Source organism: Streptomyces iakyrus, assembly GCF_000717055.1.
GTDB lineage: Bacteria > Actinomycetota > Actinomycetes > Streptomycetales > Streptomycetaceae > Streptomyces > Streptomyces iakyrus.
Genome location: NZ_JNXI01000016.1, coordinates 216359 through 234126, shown reverse-complemented (window position 1 = coordinate 234126; position 17768 = coordinate 216359). Strand labels below are relative to the sequence as shown.

Below are 17768 nucleotides of genomic sequence, written 5' to 3'. Positions count from 1 at the left end.
CTAGAGGGGGATGTTGCCGTGCTTCTTCGGAGGCAGGGATTCCCGCTTGGTACGCAGCTGACGCAGGCCGCGTACGACGTGACGGCGGGTGTCGGAGGGCAGGATCACGGCGTCGATGTAGCCGCGCTCGGCCGCGACGTAGGGGTTGAGGAGGGCGTCCTCGTACTCCTGGATCAGCCGGGCGCGGACCGCCTCCAGGTCCTCGCCGCCCGCCTCGGCCTCGGCGATGGTGCGGCGGTGCAGGATGTTGACCGCGCCCTGGGCGCCCATGACGGCGATCTGGGCGGTGGGCCAGGCGAGGTTGAGGTCGGCGCCCAGGTGCTTGGAGCCCATGACGTCGTAGGCGCCGCCGAACGCCTTGCGGGTGATGATCGTGATGAGCGGGACGGTCGCCTCGGCGTAGGCGTAGATCAGCTTGGCGCCGCGGCGGATGATGCCGTCGTGCTCCTGGTCGACGCCGGGCAGGAAGCCGGGCACGTCGACGAAGGTGATGACCGGGACGTTGAAGGCGTCGCAGGTGCGCACGAAGCGGGCGGCCTTCTCGCTGGCCTTGATGTCCAGGCAGCCGGCGAACTGCATCGGCTGATTGGCGACGATGCCCACCGGGTGGCCCTCGACCCGCCCGAAGCCGGTGACGATGTTCGGCGCGTACAGCGGCTGCGTCTCGAAGAACTCGGCGTCGTCCAGGACGTGCTCGACCACCGCGTGCATGTCGTACGGCTGGTTGGCGCTGTCCGGGACGATCACGTCCAGCTCGCGGTCCTCGTCGCTGACCTCCAGGTCGGCCTCCTCGGGGAAGGCCGGTGCCTCGGAGAGGTTGTTGGACGGCAGGTAGGACAGCAGCTGCTTGATGTACTCGATGGCGTCCTTCTCGTCGCCCGCCATGTGGTGGGCGACTCCGGAGGTCGCGTTGTGGGTGCGGGCGCCGCCCAGCTCCTCGAAGCCGACGTCCTCACCGGTGACGGTCTTGATGACGTCGGGGCCGGTGATGAACATGTGCGAGGTCTGGTCGACCATGACCGTGAAGTCGGTGATGGCCGGGGAGTACACCGCGCCGCCCGCGCAGGGGCCGACGACCAGGCTGATCTGCGGGATGACGCCGGAGGCGTGGGTGTTGCGGCGGAAGATCTCGCCGTAGGCGCCGAGGGAGGCCACGCCCTCCTGGATGCGGGCGCCGCCGGAGTCGTTGATCCCGATGACCGGGCAGCCGGTCTTCAGGGCGAAGTCCATGACCTTGACGATCTTCTGCCCGTAGACCTCGCCGAGGGCTCCGCCGAAGACCGTGAAGTCCTGCGAGAACACGGCGACCGGGCGGCCGTCGACGGTTCCGTACCCGGTGACGACGCCGTCGCCGTACGGGCGGTTCTTGTCGAGGCCGAAGTTCGTGGAGCGGTGCCGGGCGAACTCGTCGAGTTCGACGAACGAGCCCTCGTCGAGCAGGAGCTCGATCCGCTCACGGGCCGTCAGCTTGCCCTTGGCGTGCTGCTTTTCGACGGCGCGTGCGGAGCCGGCGTGTGTCGCTTCCTCGATGCGTCGCTTCAGATCCGCGAGCTTGCCCGCGGTCGTGTGAATGTCGGGCTGCTGCTGCTCTTCCGGCTCGGACATCGGGATGCGGCTCCCTGCCTGCTCAAAAGGGGGGACGGTTACTCATCCGTAGAGTAGTGGGGGCCCTCCACATCGGCAGTGCGGCGTTTACCACACCTAGGGTGGCTTGCATGACGCCGCGAGATGCATCAGAGCCGAACGGAAGCCGTTGGTCCGACCTGGACCGTCCGCCCCTCAACATCACCGCCCTGCGCCGGGGACTGGTGCGGCCGGGAGGGCTGTGGTCGGAGGTGGACGTGGTGCAGCGCACCGGCTCCACGAACTCCGATCTGGTGGCGCGGGCGGCGAAGGGCGAGGTGACCGAGGGCGCGGTGCTGGTCGCCGAGGAGCAGACGGCGGGCCGCGGCCGCCTCGACCGCCAGTGGACGGCGCCGCCCCGCTCCGGCCTCTTCTTCTCCGTGCTGCTCGCGCCCAGCGAGGTGCCGGTCGCCCGGTGGGGGTGGCTGCCGCTGCTCACGGGCGTCGCGGTGGCGACGGGGCTGTCGCGGGCGGCCGGCGTGGACACGGCCCTGAAGTGGCCGAACGACCTGCTGGTCACGGTGGGGGGCGCGGAGCGCAAGACCGGCGGAATCCTGGCCGAGCGGGCCGGCGACGACGGGGTCGTCATCGGGGTCGGCATCAACGTCTCGCTCAAGGCCGGCGAACTGCCCGTGCCGACGGCGGGCTCCCTGGGCCTGGCCGGGGCCGTGAGCACGGACCGGGATCCGCTGCTGCGGGGGGTGCTGCGCTCGCTGGAGGACTGGTACGGCAAGTGGCGCGCGGCCGGAGGTGACCCGAGTCCGAGCGGGTTGCAGGAGGCATATGCAGCCGGGTGCGCGACGCTCGGGAGAGTGGTGCGGGCGGAGTTGCCGGGGGATCGGTCGGTCGTGGGGGAAGCGGTGGCTGTGGACGGAGACGGGCGGCTGGTGCTGGCGACGGAGGAGGGCATGCAGGAGCCGGTCGGGGCCGGGGACATCGTGCACCTGAGGCCGGCGTGAGCCGAGGCCGGGTGGGCCCGCAGCCCGGCGTGGCGGGGTGCCGCTCCCATGGGGACGGGTGCCGCCCGCAGCGGCACGCATGCCCGCAGCGCCGGCCTCGGCTGAACCTGACGGAGTGAGCTGGCGCACACTGCCGTAGAGTTGAGGCCGGTCGATACATGACCGTGACAGATCGGAAGGGCAACACGCGTGACCGTCGACGACTCGGGTTCCGGCGAGGACGCGCAGGGCGCCGACTCCGGCGAGGATCCGCTCGCCCTGCGCCTCGAAGGGCTCATCCTGGGCGCCGAGCGCCGCTACACCCCGTTTCAGGCGGCCCGCAGCGCCGGTGTCTCCATGGAACTGGCCTCCCGCTTCTGGCGGGCCATGGGCTTCGCCGACATCGGCCAGGCCAAGGCCCTCACGGAGGCCGATGTGCTCGCCCTGCGGCGCCTCGCCGGTCTAGTCGAGGCGGGGCTGCTGAGCGAGGCGATGGCCGTACAGGTGGCCCGGTCCACCGGGCAGACCACCGCGCGGCTCGCCGAGTGGCAGATCGACTCCTTCCTGGAGGGGCTGACCGAGCCGCCCGAGCCGGGCATGACCCGCACCGAGGTGACGTACCCGATCGTCGAGCTGCTCCTGCCCGAGCTGGAGGAATTCCTGGTCTACGTCTGGCGTCGCCAGCTCGCCGCCTCGGCCGGGCGGGTCGTGCAGGCGGCCGACGACGAGGAGATGGTCGACCGGCGCCTGGCCGTCGGCTTCGCCGACCTGGTCGGCTTCACGCGCCTGACCCGCCGCATGGAGGAGGAGGAGCTCGGCGAGCTCGTCGAGGCCTTCGAGACGACGGCCGCCGACCTGGTGGCCGCGAACGGCGGACGGCTGATCAAGACCCTCGGTGACGAGGTGCTCTACGCCGCCGACGACGCGGGCACGGCCGCCGAGATCGCCCTGCGGCTGATCGAGACCATGGCGCACGACGAGACGATGCCGGAGCTGCGCGTCGGCATGGCGTTCGGCACGGTGACCACCCGTATGGGTGATGTGTTCGGTACGACCGTGAACCTGGCCTCCCGGCTCACCTCGATAGCGCCGAAGGACGCCGTCCTCGTCGACACCGCCTTCGCCGAGGAGCTGATCCGTACGCAGGACGCCCCGGCCTCGGAGGCGGAGGCGGCCGAGGAGGCCGCGGCGGCGGAGAAGGAGGGCGAGGAGCCCCCGTCGTACCGGTTCGGGCTGCAGCCGATGTGGCAGCGGCCGGTGCGTGGCCTGGGCGTCGTGGAGCCGTGGCTGCTCACGCGGCGGGACAGCGCGCCGTAGCAGCCGTCGCGTCGGCCGGACGTCAGCGGCGGTCGACCGGTGAGTCCACGCAGAGGCCGATGACCGGCACGCACAGGGACGGATCGTGCGGCTTCTCCGCCTCCTCGGGCTTGGGCGTCGGGGCCGGTGCGGTCCGGCTCGGCGGTGCGGGCGGTGCCGGGGCCGGAGTCGGGCGCGTGGTGTCGCCGCCCGGGGGCGTCGGTGCCGGGGCTTGGGCGTTCGGCGGGTTCGGCGTGTCGGGGACGGTCGTGGGCGCCGGGGCGGCTGCCGTGGAGGCCGCCGTGGTGCCGGTCGTGGTGGACGGGGACGGCCGCGCGCCCTCGGCGGCCGGTGACGGGGTGAGGCCGCCCAGGGCCGCGGGCGACGAGGGGCTCGCGTCAGGGGCCGCCGGGGAGGTCGCGGCCGTGCCGGTGGCGTCGTCCGTGGTGGTGCGGACGGGCTCCGGACGGGGCCCGGCCTCTACGGCGCGGGCGTCGGGGCCCGGCCCGGAGGTCAGGCGCAGCAGGCTCAGGGCGCCTGCGGCGAGGGCGAGGCCGCCGGCGGCGAGCAGGACCTTGCGGGGGCGGGGCTTGCGGTGACGGCCCCGGGCGCGGCGGGTGTCGGCCGGGGCAGGCTCGTGGGGCGCGGGCGGCTCCCGCCGACGAGGTGCCGGGGCGGCCCTGGTGGCCTGGTGCGGTTTCGTCGGCGTGTTCGTCGTCATCACGGTCCCCTCCCCGATGCACATGCGCCCCCTGTGCGCCGTGAGGGACGCACGCTATGCGCTCCCATGGGTGTTTGGGCCGGAGTTGCGGTGATGTCACTCGAACGGGTGGGCGGGGGTGGTGCGGGCCGGAGGTGTCCGCCCTTTCGCGGGTGGGGTGCGGCTGCGATGATCTGAGCGTCGACTTTGTTAACCCGCGTTAACCGGAGGGTGTCATGAGTGAGGAACGGTTCGGGGAGTTCGTGGCGGTGCGGCGGCATGAGCAGGGGCACGTCGCGGAGCTCGTCCTCGACCGGCCCAAGGCCATGAACGCGGTGTCGACGGCGATGGCGCGCTCCATTGCCGGGGCGTGTACGGCGCTCGGGGAGGACCGGGAGGTGCGGGCCGTCGTCCTGACCTCGACGCACGAGCGGGCGTTCTGCGTCGGGGCCGACCTGAAGGAGCGGAACTCGTTCAGCGACGCCGATCTGCTGCGGCAGCGGCCGGTGACGCGCGGGGCGTACACCGGGGTGCTGGAGCTGCCGGTGCCGACGGTGGCGGCGGTGCACGGGTTCGCACTCGGGGGCGGGTTCGAGCTGGCGCTGGCCTGCGACGTGATCGTGGCGGACCGGACGGCGGTCGTGGGACTGCCGGAGGTGTCGGTCGGGGTGATCCCGGGGGGCGGGGGCACGCAGTTGCTGCCGCGGCGGGTCGGGGCGGCCCGGGCGGCCGAGCTGATCTTCTCCGCGCGGCGGGTGGAGGCCGCGGAGGCGGGCGAGTTGGGGCTGGTCGATCAGCTGGTGGACGAGGGCCGGGACCGGGAGGCGGCGCTGGCGCTGGCGGCCCGGATCGCCGGGAACTCCCCGGTGGGGCTGCGGGCGGCGAAGCGGGCGCTGCGGCTCGGGCAGGGGCTGGACCTGCGGGCCGGTCTCGAGGTCGAGGACGCGGCGTGGCGGGCCACGGCGTTCTCGGGGGACCGGGCGGAGGGCGTCGCGGCCTTCAACGAGCGGCGCAAGCCGCAGTGGCCGGGGGAGTAGGGGCCGGAGCACCCCCGGGCGATATCGGTCGTCCCCGTTCGCGTCGTAAACAGGTCAGTCTGGCTGGAAACTCCCTAGCCTGGAGTGATGGGTGAGGACAGACGGCTGGCGGCCGTCGTCGCGTTGGCTCAGGGGATGGCGGCCGCACACGGGTCGCGTGAGGCATGGCGTGCCGCGGCCGCCGGGGCGTGCCGGGCGCTGGGTGGGAGTTTCGCCGCGCTGTCGGTGTGGGAGCGGGAGCTGGGGCGGCTGCGGGTCCTCGTGAACGTCGGCGAGCTGGCCGAGGGCGAGGAGGAGTTCCCGGAGGACGAGGCCTACCCGGTGCACCAGTTCGCGGAGATCACCGAGTTCCTGCACGAACAGTGGGCCGGCGGCGGGGAGCCCGACGCCTGGGTGGAGACCGCCGAGGGGCCCGCCGCGGGGCAGTCCGGGTACTGCCACCAGCGGGTCGCCGCCCTGCGCCGCCGGGGCCGCGGCTGCTGCGTGGTCGCGCCCATCGTGCTGCACGGCCGGGCCTGGGGCGAGCTGTACGTGGCCCGCCCGGCCGGCGAGGCCGTCTTCGGGCGGGGCGACGCCGACTTCGCCACGGTCCTGGCCTCCGTCGTGGCCGCCGGCATCGCCCAGACCGAGCGTCTTGAGGAGGCCCGGCGGCTGGCCTTCACCGACTCCCTCACCGGGCTCGCCAACCGCCGTGCCGTGGACGTACGCCTGGAGCGGGCGATCGAGCGGCACCGCAGGGACGGGGCCGTCGTCAGTCTCGTCGTCTGCGATCTGAACGGGCTCAAGCGGGTCAACGACACCCACGGGCACGCCGCCGGGGACCGGCTCCTGGAGCGGTTCGGGTCGGTGCTGTCGCTGTGCGGGGCCATGCTGCCCGGGGCGCTGGCCGCACGGCTGGGCGGGGACGAGTTCTGTCTGCTCGCGGTCGGGCCGCCCGCCGACCAGGTAGTCAAGGCGGCCGGTGAACTGTGCCGCCGGGCCACGGAGTTGGAGCTCGGGGACGGGGTGGCCTGCGGTGTCGCCTCCACCGAGGACCCGATCGGGCCCGTGCGCTCGGCCCGGCGGCTCTTCCGGCTCGCCGACGCCGCCCAGTACCGGGCCAAGGCAGAGCGGGCGAACAGGCCGGTGGTGGCGGGCCGGGCCGGGCCCGACGACCCCGTCGTACGGCTCGCGGACGAGCCGTCCCAGGAGGAGGGCGGAGAGCGCCGGCGGTTCCGGGGGCGGCACGCGCCCTGACCCGGCCCGGGCGGTGTGACCGGCAACCGGTGGTGTGACGTATTCGGTAAGGGGCGAACGCCGTCCCCAGTGGTGACATCATCGAATTCACTGCGTACGCTCCTGAATATGGATATGCACACTGTGGTGGTGGGGACGGCCGGGGTGACGGCGTCCGACGTGCTGGCCGTGGCGCGCGGCGGCGCCCGCGTCGAGCTCTCCGAGGAGGCCGTGGCCGCCCTCGCCGCGGCCCGCGAGATCGTGGACGCGCTGGCGGCCAAGCCGGACCCCGTGTACGGCGTGAGCACCGGCTTCGGCGCCCTGGCGACCCGGCACATCAGCCCTGAGCTGCGCGCGCAGCTCCAGCGCAACATCGTCCGCTCGCACGCCGCCGGGATGGGCCCGGCCGTGGAGCGGGAAGTCGTGCGCGCCCTGATGTTCCTGCGGCTGAAGACCGTCTGCTCCGGGCACACCGGCGTCCGCCCCGAGGTCGCGCAGACCATGGCCGACCTCCTCAACGCCGGGATCACCCCCGTCGTCCACGAGTACGGCTCCCTCGGCTGCTCCGGCGACCTCGCGCCGCTGTCCCACTGCGCGCTGGCGCTCATGGGCGAGGGCGACGCCGAGGGTCCCGACGGTGTCGTGCGCCCCGCCGCCGAACTCCTCGCCGCACACGGCATCCAGCCGGTCGAACTGCGCGAGAAGGAGGGCCTCGCCCTCCTCAACGGCACCGACGGCATGCTCGGCATGCTGGTGATGGCCCTGGCCGACCTGGAGACGCTCTACCGGTCCGCCGACGTCACCGCCGCCCTGTCCCTGGAAGCCCTGCTCGGCACCGACAAGGTCCTCGCGCCGGAACTGCACGCCATCCGGCCGCACCCGGGGCAGGCCGCCAGCGCCGCCAACATGGCGGCCGTGCTGAAGGGCTCGGGCCTGACCGGGCACCACCAGGACGACGCTCCGCGCGTCCAGGACGCCTACTCGGTGCGCTGCGCCCCGCAGGTCGCCGGTGCCGGCCGGGACACCATGACCCACGCCCGGCTGGTCGCCGACCGCGAGCTGGCCTCCGCCGTGGACAACCCCGTCGTCCTGCCCGACGGACGCGTCGAGTCCAACGGCAACTTCCACGGGGCGCCCGTCGCCTACGTCCTGGACTTCCTCGCCATCGCCGCCGCCGACCTCGGCTCCATCGCCGAGCGGCGCACCGACCGGCTGCTCGACAAGAACCGGAGCCACGGCCTGCCGCCCTTCCTCGCCGACGACGCCGGTGTGGACTCGGGCCTGATGATCGCTCAGTACACGCAGGCCGCGCTGGTGAGCGAGCTGAAGCGGCTCGCCGTACCGGCATCCGCCGACTCGATCCCGTCCTCCGCCATGCAGGAGGACCACGTCTCGATGGGCTGGTCGGCGGCGCGCAAGCTGCGCACGGCCGTCGACAACCTCACGCGCGTCCTCGCCATCGAGCTCTACGCCGCCACGCGCGCCGTCGAGCTGCGCGAGGGACTGACCCCGGCGCCCGCGTCGCGGGCGGTCATCGACGCCGTACGGGAAGCGGGAGTTCAGGGACCTGGGCCGGACCGGTTCCTCGCGCCCGACCTCGCCGCGGCGGACGCGTTCGTGCGCGACGGACGGCTGCTGGCCGCGGTCGAGAAGGTCACCGGGCCGCTCCGGTAGGGCCGCAGAGCGCCCTGCGGTCAGGGCGGGCGGGGCCCTGCCGTCAGGCGGGGTCCCGCGTCAACCGCCGTCAGAAACCGAGGCGTTCACGGCGCACCGAGTACACGACGAACCCGGCGCCCAGCGTGAGGCAGAAGGTCCCGCCGATCACGTACGGCGTGCTGTCGAAGCTGCCGGTGTCGGCGAGCCGGGCACCGCCGACGGAGGCGTCCGCGGTCGTGGCGGCGATCCGCGCCTGCTCTGTGACCTGCGGCGACGGACTCGCCGAGACTGCGTCTCTCACCGGGGAGTCCGACGTCGCGTTCGCGGACGGGACGAACCACAGGGCGCCCAGCAGGGACGCCGCGGCGGTGGCGGTCAGCAACGATCGGCGAGCGGATGACACGGAATATCGATCCCCTTGTGGCGCTGGCGAATTGGCCGTGTGGGCCGATGTTAGTGAAAGTCGCGGGTCACGGGAAAGTCACGGGAGGACCTGGACGTACGCTCGCGCCATGAGCACTCCAGAGACATCACGTTTTGTACGGCTTCGAGTGGAACTCGTCCTCGAGGTCGACGACGCGGACGCGGTCACCAAGTCGGCGCTGCGCAAGATCGCCGACGAGGCAGAGATGCCGACGTCGGAACGGGCCCACACCGAGGGCGCTGTGACGGAAGACACCGCGGAGGCCCTGGCCTACCTCGTGGACCCGTTCGACCTGGTCAGCGAGGTGCCGGGCGTGGAGCTCCAGCAGGCCTCCTGGAGCAGCGAGCGGATCGACTACGACCCCGATTCGCCCGACTGGGACCTCGACGAGGATGATGGCGACGACAGCGACGGCTGAGCGTCCGGGAAAATGCGTGACCCCGGGCGGCAACCGCCGCCCGGGGTCTTCGCGTCTCAAGCGGCGCACCGACCGCACCCGTATCGCCGGCACCGTCCGTCACGGACGTGGTGATCCCCACACCTGCGCGACATGGGGAACCGGAGGAACCGGCCGTAGCGTTGAAAGTTCGGGACGAGGACTCACGAGTGGCGGCGGGGGCACTCAGTTGTGACGGGGACACTCGGGATTCTGGGGAAATCGGCAACGATGGAGAAGCGTGTGATGACGGTCAGTAAGCGGCGCAAGGGCCTGACGGTCGCGTCCGCACTGCTCGGCGGAGTGCTGATGCTCTCCGCGTGTTCCGGAGGCGACGACAGCGCCTCCGGGGGCGACGGCGGCGACAGCTCCCAGTCGAAGGTCGACGAGGCAGCGGCGAAGAAGACCTCCGAGGCCCAGATCAAGATCACGCCCGAGGACGGCTCGGACAACGCCTCCATCAACAACTCCGCCGCCGTGACCGTGAGCAAGGGCACGCTCACGAACGTGAAGATGACGACGTCGGAGGGCACCGAGGTCAGCGGCCAGATATCCGCCGACAAGAAGAGCTGGAAGCCCACCACCCAGCTGGAGCGGTCCACCACCTACAAGCTGGCGGCCGAGGCGAAGGACTCCGACGGACGCGTCGCCCACGAGAACGCCTCGTTCACCACGGTCTCCCCGGCCAACAGTTTCATCGGCAACTTCACGCCGGACGACGGCACCACCGTCGGCGTCGGCATGCCGGTCTCGATCAACTTCGACAAGGCGATCACCAACAAGGCCGCGGTCCAGAAGGGCATCAAGGTCAGCACGACCAGCGGCCAGGAGGTCGCCTGCCACTGGTTCAACGCCAACCGCATGGACTGCCGGCCCGAGGACTACTGGAAGGAAGGCTCCACCGTCACGCTGAAGCTCGCGCTCGACGGCGTCGAGGGAGCCAAGGGCGTCTTCGGTGTCCAGCAGAAGACGGTCACCTTCAAGATCGGCCGCAACCAGGTCTCGTACGTCGACGCGAAGACCAAGCAGATGAAGATCACGCAGGACGGCAAGACCGTCCGCACGATCCCGATCTCCGCCGGCTCTCCTGAGAACAAGACCTACGAGGGCATCATGGTGATGTCCGAGAAGTTCAAGGAGACGCGCATGAACGGCGCGACCGTGGGCTTCACGGACGACGACGGCAAGGGCGAGTACGACATCAAGGACGTGCCGCACGCCATCCGCCTCTCCAGCTCCGGCACGTTCATCCACGGCAACTACTGGGGCGCGAAGTCCATCTTCGGCAGCGTCAACACCAGCCACGGCTGCGTCGGTCTGCAGGACGCCAAGGGTGCCGACGACCCGAACACCCCCGGTGCGTGGTTCTTCAAGAACTCGATGCTCGGTGACGTGGTGGTCGTCGAGAACACCGGCGACAAGACCATCGCGCCGGACAACGGCCTCAACGGCTGGAACATGAACTGGGCCGACTGGAAGGCCGGTTCGGCGGTCTGACAGTTCGCCGGCTCCGCTGACGGAAAGGCCGCCGCCCACCCCTCGCCAGGGGTGGGCGGCGGCCTTTTCGTCTCTTCTCATCCACCTCTTAGGCACGGCTCAAGTCCTCATCACAGACCGTCCCTAGCTTGCAGCCATGTTCTTCACCTATCTGAGGCGCGAGCTGCGCCGCCGCAGAAAGGCGGCCCTCGTCGTCGCCTCCGGACTGGCGCTGGGCATCGCGCTGGTCATCGTCGTCTCGTCCGTGTCCGCCGGTATGGGCCGGGCGCAGGAAGGGGTGCTCCAGTCGCTGTACGGGCTGGGCACGGACATGACCGTCACCAAGGCCGCGGCACCGGCCGGGAGCGACGCACAGCGGCCGCGCTTCCGCTTCGACGCCCAGGACGACGGGTCGGGCGGCGAGCAGAGCAGCGACCGGGTCATGGTGCGCGGCTTCCAGACCCTCGCCGGTTCGACCGTGGGCAGGGTCGACGCGCAGAGCGGCGTCGCGGACGCGGTGGGCGGGCTGAGCCTCGAAGTCGTCAAGGTCAGCGGCGCGTTCACCCGGGGCCGGTTCGAGCAGGGTGAGGGCGGCGGAGGGCAGGGCTTCGGCCGGGGCGGGGCCCAGCCCTCACCGCAGGGCCGGGTCGAGGGCGGCGGCGCCGACTTCGACGTCAACAGCTACTCCGTCTACGGCACCGACGTCACCAAGCCGGCCCTCGGCCCGCTGACCTCCTCGAAGATCACCAGCGGCCGTTCGTTCACGAGGAGCGAGACGGACGCCAAGGTCGCTGTGGCGGATGCGGCGTACGCCAAGGAGAAGAAGCTCAAGACCGGCTCCACGGTCACGGTCAAGGGCACCGGGTTCAAGGTGGTCGGCATCGCCACGGCCGACAGCGGGGACGCGGCCGCCGACCTCTACGTCCCGCTGAAGCAGGCCCAGACCCTGGCCGGCGCCAAGGACAAGGTCACCACCATCTACGTCAAGGCCACCGACTCGCAGCGGATCGACAGCGTCAAGTCGGAGATCCGGAAGGACGTTCCGGGCACCACGGTCACCACCTCCGCCGACCTCGCCGACACCGTCTCCGGCTCCCTGTCCACGGCCTCCTCCCTCGCCGCGAGCGTCGGTAAGTGGCTGTCGATCGTGGTGCTCGCCGCCGCGTTCCTGGTGGCGGGGCTGCTGACGTCCTCGGCGGTCTCCCGCCGGGTCCGCGAGTTCGGCACGCTCAAGGCACTGGGCTGGAAGTCGGGCCGGGTGACGCGGCAAGTGGTCGGGGAGGCGGTGGTCAACGGCCTGGTGGGCGGTGCGCTGGGCATCGCGCTGGGGCTGGCGGGGGCGTACGCCGTGACGGCCGTGAGTCCCACGTTGCAGGCGCAGTTGGGCGGGGGCGGCGGCGAGGGCTTGCGAGGCGGTTTCGGGGGCCCGGGCCGTGAGGCGGCGGGCAGGACCCTCGACGTCGCCCTCACCGCTCCGGTCGGCCTGACGACGATCGCGCTCGCGGTGGGGCTCGCCGTTGCGGGCGGGCTGATCGCCGGTGCTTTCGGAGGCTGGCGGGCTTCGCGACTCCGACCAGCGGATGCACTGCGCCGAGTCGCGTAGTGGCCCTTCAGGGGCGCGGGGCTGTGTCGATATGCGGCACCGCCGTGTGAGCGCGACCAGCCCCCCACGGTCCGCACCCGAAGACGATCCAAGGAGCCCGAGTCATGTACGAACTAAGAGCCGTCACCAAGCACTACACCCGAGCCAAAGACACCGTCCATGCCCTCGACGGCATCGACCTCACCATTCCCGACGGCGACCGTCTGGTCATCCAGGGCCCCACCGGCGGTGGAAAGTCCACGCTGCTCCAGATGCTCGGCGGCCTCGACCGGCCCACCTCCGGCGAGATCGTCCTCGACGGCACCGACCTCGCCGCACTGCCGGAGGCGAGACTGACCCGGGTGAGAAGCGAGAGCATCGGCTTCGTCTTCCAGGCCTTCAACCTCATCCCGACGCTCACCGCGCAGGAAAACGTGGAGACCGCCCTCGTCCCCCTCGGCATGAAGCCGAAACAGCGACGCGAACAGGCCGCCGAGGCACTGAAGTCGGTCGGCCTCGGCGAGCGCCGCGCGCATCTGCCCGGCGAGATGTCCGGCGGTCAGCAGCAACGCGTGGCCATCGCCCGGGCCCTAGTGAAACAGCCGAAGGTGCTCCTCGCGGACGAACCCACCGGAAATCTCGACGAATCGATGCGCGACGAGATCATGGACGTCCTCGAACGCATGTGGGAGGAACTCGGTCTCACCTTCGTGATGGTCACCCATGACTCGGTGATTGCGCGGAAGGCCCCGCGCCTGGCGACGATCCGCGAGGGCCGGATCAGCGTAAAGGAGAACACGCGTGCGTAATCCCGCCGACGTGTAACGGAGTTCCGACGGCCGTGTAACAGTCGGCCGACGGATTTCTTACCTCCTTCTCATCTATTGAGCACCTGATCACCCCTCGGCATACTTCCTGTTCCGGGGGGTGTACGGCCATGCGTACGAGACCACCCCCGGCCGGGTGAACGGGGAATTCACCCGGTTCTTCTGCAAGGGGGAAACTTGCGCAGACAAGTGAAAAGGGCGTGCGCGGCTACGGTCGCGACAGCGGCGGCCGTGGCCCTGGCGGCGGGTATGACCAGCCCGGCGTCGGCCAACGGCGAGCAGGCGGCGGCGTCCGCCAAGCCGGCGTCTCTTACCGCCAAGCACCGCGTCACACTGATCACCGGCGACCGCGTCGTCCTGGACGCCAAGGGCCGTGTCATCGGCCTGGAGCGCGCCAAGGGCCGCGAGAACGTGCCCGTCCAGATCCGCAAGGTCGACGGCCACACCCTCGTCATCCCGGTCGACGCGGCCCGCCTGGTCGCCACCGGCAAGCTCGACCAGCGGCTCTTCGACGTCACCGAGCTCAACAAGTCCACGACCCGGAAGGCCCAGAAGAAGGGCCTGAAGGTCATCGTCGGCTACCGGGGCAGCGCCGCGTCCACCAAGGCCGACGTCCGCGAGGCCGGCACCCTGCGCCACACGCTGAAGTCCGTGAACGCGGACGCGGTGCAGACTCCCCAGGCGGAGACGCCCGAGCTCTGGGACGCCGTCACCAACGGCGAGAAGACCGCCTCCGGCATCGCGCACGTCTGGCTCGACGGCGTCCGCAAGGCCAGCCTCGACAAGTCCGTCCCCCAGATCGGCACCCCCAAGGCGTGGGCGGCCGGCTACGACGGCAAGGGCGTCAAGATCGCCGTCCTGGACACCGGCGTGGACGCCACCCACGACGACCTCAAGGGTCAGGTGGTCGGCGCCAAGAACTTCACCACCTCGCCCGACGCCACCGACAAGGTCGGCCACGGCACGCACGTCGCCTCCATCGCGGCGGGCACCGGCAAGAAGTCCGGCGGGAAGTACAAGGGCGTCGCGCCCGGTGCGAAGATCCTCAACGGCAAGGTCCTCGACGACGGCGGATTCGGCAGCGACTCCGAGATCCTCGCCGGCATGGAGTGGGCCGTCGCCGAGGGCGCCGACGTCGTCAACATGAGTCTGGGCGGCGGCGACACGCCCGCGATCGACCCGCTGGAAGCGGCGGTGAACAAGCTGTCCGACGAGAAGGGCGTCCTGTTCGCCATCGCGGCCGGCAACGAGGGCGACTTCGGCGAGCAGACCATCGGCTCCCCGGGCAGCGCCGCCGCGGCCCTCACCGTCGGCGCGGTCGACGACAAGGACAAGCTCGCCGACTTCTCCAGCCGCGGCCCCGGCATGGACGGCGCCCTCAAGCCCGACGTCACCGCGCCCGGCGTGGACATCACGGCGGCCTCCGCCCCGGGCAACCAGATAGCCCAGGAGGTCGGCGAGAAGCCGGCCGGCTACATGTCGATCTCCGGTACGTCGATGGCGACCCCGCATGTCGCGGGCGCGGCGGCGATCCTCAAGCAGCAGCACCCGGACTGGACGGGCGACCGCCTGAAGGGCGCCCTCACCGGCTCCACCAAGGGCGGCAAGTACACCCCGTTCCAGCAGGGTTCGGGCCGCATCCAGGTCGACCAGGCCATCAAGCAGACCGTGATCGCCGAGCCGGCCTCGGTGAGCTTCGGCGTGCAGCAGTGGCCGCACACCGACGACAAGCCGGTCACCAAGGAGCTGACGTACCGCAACCTCGGGACGAAGGACGTCACGCTGAAGCTGGCGTCGACGGCCACCAACCCGAAGGGCCAGGCCGCCCCGGCCGGCTTCTTCACACTCGGCGCCACCTCGGTGACGGTCCCGGCCGGCGGCAAGGCCTCCGTGCCGTTCACCGTCAACACCAAGCTGGGCGGCACGGTCGACGGCGCGTACTCGGCGTACGTGACGGCCACGGGCGGCGGCCAGACCGTCCGCACGGCGGCGGCGGTGCAGCGGGAGATCGAGTCGTACGACGTCACCGTCAAGCACATCGGCAGGGACGGCAAGCCGACGCCCGGCTACAGCACCGAGATCGCGGGCTACGCGGGCCTGGGGAAGGAGCGCTACTACACGGTGCCGGATGCGCCGTCGGGCTCCGTCACTCTGCGCCTTCCCGCGGGCACGTATGTGCTGAACGGCCTGATCGCCGAGGACGCGGAGTCGTTCGCGGGCGGTCTCGACTGGCTGGTCCAGCCGAAGCTGGCCGTCACCAAGAACACCACGGTGACCATCGACGCCCGCACGGCCAAGCCGGCCGACATCAGGGTCCCGGACGCACAGGCCAAGCCGCTGTCCGCGATGATCGACTACTCCTACGAGCAGGCGGGCACGGGTTTCGGGGTCGGTGCCAACTCGTTCGCCGACCTGCGGATGGCCCATCTGGGACCGGAGGTCTCCGGGCTGACCCAGAACTGGAGCGGGCAGTGGACCAAGGGTGACAACGCCGAGTACGACGTCGCCACCTCCGCCAAGGTCAAGAAGATCCAGGGCGACAAGGTCCGGCACTTCAAGGCGAGTGAACTCGCCACGGTGAAGCACAACATGGGTGCGGCCGCGTCCGGCAAGACCGGCGACCTGTTCACCCTTGGCCTGCTTCCCGAGACCCAGTTCTTCGCTGTCCCTGTGCAGCAGAAGCTGCCGAGCACCCGCACGATGTACCTGTCGACCTCGGACAAGATCCAGTGGGCGTTCGACTTCACGCAGTACAAGGGCACGGACGCGAACGGCGACCCGATCCCCGAGGCCGGCTACACGATCGACCCGAAGACGTACAAGGCCGGCCAGAAGTACACGGAGACCTTCAACACGGCGGTGTTCGGCCCGCGCCTGAACGGCGACTTCGGCGTCTTCCGCAGGAGCAACGCCCTCTACGGCTCGCTGCCGCTGTTCGCCGACGGCGCCGGCCACGCAGGCTCCTCCGACTACACGTCCGTCGCCACGAATCTCTACCGCAACGGCACCAAGATCGGCTCCAACACCGACCCGTTGTTCGGAGAGGAGTTCAAGGTCCCGTCCGGCGACGCCGAGTACAAGCTGACGACGTCGGTCAAGCGCAGCGTCAAGGTCGCGGCGGCCTCCACCCGCATCGACGCCGGCTTCACGTTCCGTTCCAAGAAGCCGTCCGGTGACGGGCCCGTGAAGCTGCCCGTCTCCACCGCCCGCTTCCTCGCGGCCACGGGTCTGGACAGCAAGGCCCCGGCCGACAAGACCGTCAAGATCCCGGTCATCGTCGAGGGCGCGGCCAAGGGCAGCAACCTGAAGTCGCTGTCGGTGTACGCGTCGTACGACTACGGCAAGACCTGGAAGAAGCTCACCGTCAAGGACGGCAAGGTGAGCGTCAAGAACCCGGCGAAGGGGAAGGCCATCTCCTTCCACGCCAAGATCGCCGACAAGAAGGGCAACAAGTCGACGATCTCGATCTACAACGCGTACTTCGGCAAGTAGACCGCGTGCCAGACAAGCAGTAGCACAGGCACGTCGACGGGCCCGTCGGGAGCTTCGGCTCCCGGCGGGCCTGCCGCGTCAGTCCGACGGCGCCGACGCAATCGAGCCGGAGCGGGTCGCGTCCGCCCCCCAGCTCGCCAGCAGGCGCAGCGCCTCCGCCGACGGGGTGCCCGGTTCCGCGTGATACGTGATCAGGGACTGCTCGCCGTCGTCGACGAGGCGGAACGTCTCGAAGGACAAGGTCAGGTCGCCGACCAGGGGATGGCGCATGCGCTTGACGCCGTAGCTCTTCTCCTTGACGTCGTGGGCGGCCCACAGGCGGCGGAACTCCTCGCTCTTCACCGACAGCTCACCCACCAGCGCGGACAGTTGCGGGTCGTCCGGGTGGCAGCCCGCGTCCATGCGCAGGTAGCCGACGATGTCGGCCGCCTTCTGCTCCCATTCGACGAACAGCTCGCGGTACTCGGGCCGCAGGAACACCATCCGCGCCCAGTTCCGCTCCTGGGCCGGCAGCTCCGCCCAGTCGCCGAAGAGGGCCGCGGCCATCCGGTTCCAGGCCAGGACGTGCGAGCGGCGCCCCACGACGTACGCCGGGACACTCTCGATCGAGTCCAGCAGATGCCGCAGCGCCGGCCGCACCTGCTGGCTGCGGGCCGCCGGCTTCTTCTTGTGCTGCTTCGGCTTCGCCAGATGCATCAGGTGCGCGTGCTCGGCGTCGCTCAGCCGCAGGGCGCGCGCGATCGCGTCCAGCACCTCCGCCGAGACGTTGCGGCCGTTGCCCTGCTCCAGCCGCGTGTAGTACGCCACGGACACCCCGGCCAGCTGCGCCAGCTCCTCGCGGCGCAGCCCGGGCACCCGGCGCCGCCCGAAGTCGGGCAGCCCGACGTCCTCGGGCTTCAGCCGGGCCCGCCGGGTGCGCAGGAACTCGCTGAGCTCGGCGCGCCGGTCCAGGCCGCCGCCGGCCGTCTGTGCGGGTTCGGGCTGTTCGTCCATGCCGTCCAGTATTCACGGTCGTACGCACACGAGCCTGACCCCGCCAGTGGTACGCACCGTGTGCGTACGCAAA

At 71.0% G+C, this 17768-nt stretch carries 14 protein-coding genes; 10 read left to right on the top strand and 4 right to left on the bottom strand.

Translation table 11 applies throughout. The features are described from left to right. Positions 1–1605: an acyl-CoA carboxylase subunit beta gene (locus OO68_RS25710; RefSeq protein ID WP_033311335.1), complete on the bottom strand. Its 1605-nt coding sequence runs from the start codon at positions 1603–1605 to the stop codon at positions 1–3. Between the two features lie 110 nt (positions 1606–1715). Between OO68_RS25710 and OO68_RS25705 the strand changes: the two genes are divergently transcribed. Then, positions 1716–2582: a biotin--[acetyl-CoA-carboxylase] ligase gene (locus tag OO68_RS25705; RefSeq protein WP_033311333.1), complete on the top strand. Its 867-nt coding sequence runs from the start codon at positions 1716–1718 to the stop codon at positions 2580–2582. A 189-nt stretch (positions 2583–2771) separates the two neighbouring features. Further along, entirely contained in the window at positions 2772–3878 is a 1107-nt protein-coding gene (locus OO68_RS25700; RefSeq protein WP_033311331.1) for an adenylate/guanylate cyclase domain-containing protein, read from the top strand. A 22-nt stretch (positions 3879–3900) separates the two neighbouring features. Here OO68_RS25700 and OO68_RS25695 read toward each other — a convergent pair whose 3' ends face one another. After that, on the bottom strand, positions 3901–4578 hold the full coding sequence (locus OO68_RS25695; RefSeq protein ID WP_051814805.1) for a hypothetical protein: 678 nt from the start codon (positions 4576–4578) through the stop codon (positions 3901–3903). Positions 4579–4793: 215 nt separating this feature from the next. On the opposite strand from OO68_RS25695, the gene OO68_RS25690 reads away from it, so the two are divergent. From OO68_RS25690 to hutH, 3 genes are all read left to right on the top strand, one after another. Further along, positions 4794–5594, top strand: coding sequence for an enoyl-CoA hydratase/isomerase family protein (locus OO68_RS25690; RefSeq protein ID WP_033311329.1), 801 nt, complete (start codon positions 4794–4796; stop codon positions 5592–5594). 87 nt (positions 5595–5681) lie between these two features. After that, the gene (locus OO68_RS25685) at positions 5682–6830 is read left to right on the top strand and encodes a GGDEF domain-containing protein (RefSeq protein WP_033311328.1); all 1149 of its coding nucleotides are present in this window, start codon (positions 5682–5684) and stop codon (positions 6828–6830) included. A 114-nt stretch (positions 6831–6944) separates the two neighbouring features. Then, positions 6945–8483: a histidine ammonia-lyase gene (gene hutH, locus OO68_RS25680; RefSeq protein ID WP_033311326.1), complete on the top strand. Its 1539-nt coding sequence runs from the start codon at positions 6945–6947 to the stop codon at positions 8481–8483. A 70-nt stretch (positions 8484–8553) separates the two neighbouring features. Here the strand turns inward: hutH and OO68_RS25675 are convergent, their stop codons facing one another. Further along, on the bottom strand, positions 8554–8868 hold the full coding sequence (locus OO68_RS25675; RefSeq protein ID WP_209442618.1) for a hypothetical protein: 315 nt from the start codon (positions 8866–8868) through the stop codon (positions 8554–8556). Positions 8869–8977: 109 nt separating this feature from the next. Here OO68_RS25675 and OO68_RS25670 point away from each other — a divergent pair, with 109 nt between their 5' ends. The 5 genes from OO68_RS25670 (at position 8978) to OO68_RS25650 (ending at position 16702) form a co-directional block, all read left to right on the top strand. Next, positions 8978–9307, top strand: coding sequence for a hypothetical protein (locus OO68_RS25670; protein ID WP_033311322.1), 330 nt, complete (start codon positions 8978–8980; stop codon positions 9305–9307). Between the two features lie 264 nt (positions 9308–9571). Continuing rightward, a complete protein-coding gene (locus OO68_RS25665) occupies positions 9572–10822 on the top strand; it encodes a L,D-transpeptidase (protein WP_033311631.1) in 1251 nt (416 codons plus the stop codon). Between the two features lie 136 nt (positions 10823–10958). Then, positions 10959–12404 carry an ABC transporter permease gene (locus OO68_RS25660; RefSeq protein WP_033311320.1) on the top strand — a complete coding sequence of 482 codons (1446 nt, stop codon included), beginning with the start codon at positions 10959–10961 and terminating at the stop codon, positions 12402–12404. Between the two features lie 104 nt (positions 12405–12508). Beyond that, positions 12509–13192, top strand: a complete 684-nt coding sequence (locus OO68_RS25655) for an ABC transporter ATP-binding protein (protein ID WP_033311319.1) — start codon at positions 12509–12511, stop codon at positions 13190–13192. Between the two features lie 267 nt (positions 13193–13459). Then, positions 13460–16702: a S8 family peptidase gene (locus OO68_RS25650; RefSeq protein ID WP_051814804.1), complete on the top strand. Its 3243-nt coding sequence runs from the start codon at positions 13460–13462 to the stop codon at positions 16700–16702. 78 nt (positions 16703–16780) lie between these two features. On the opposite strand, the gene OO68_RS25645 is transcribed toward OO68_RS25650, so the two are convergent. Next, on the bottom strand, positions 16781–17695 hold the full coding sequence (locus OO68_RS25645) for a helix-turn-helix domain-containing protein (protein WP_033311315.1): 915 nt from the start codon (positions 17693–17695) through the stop codon (positions 16781–16783). Positions 17696–17768 lie beyond the last annotated feature (73 nt).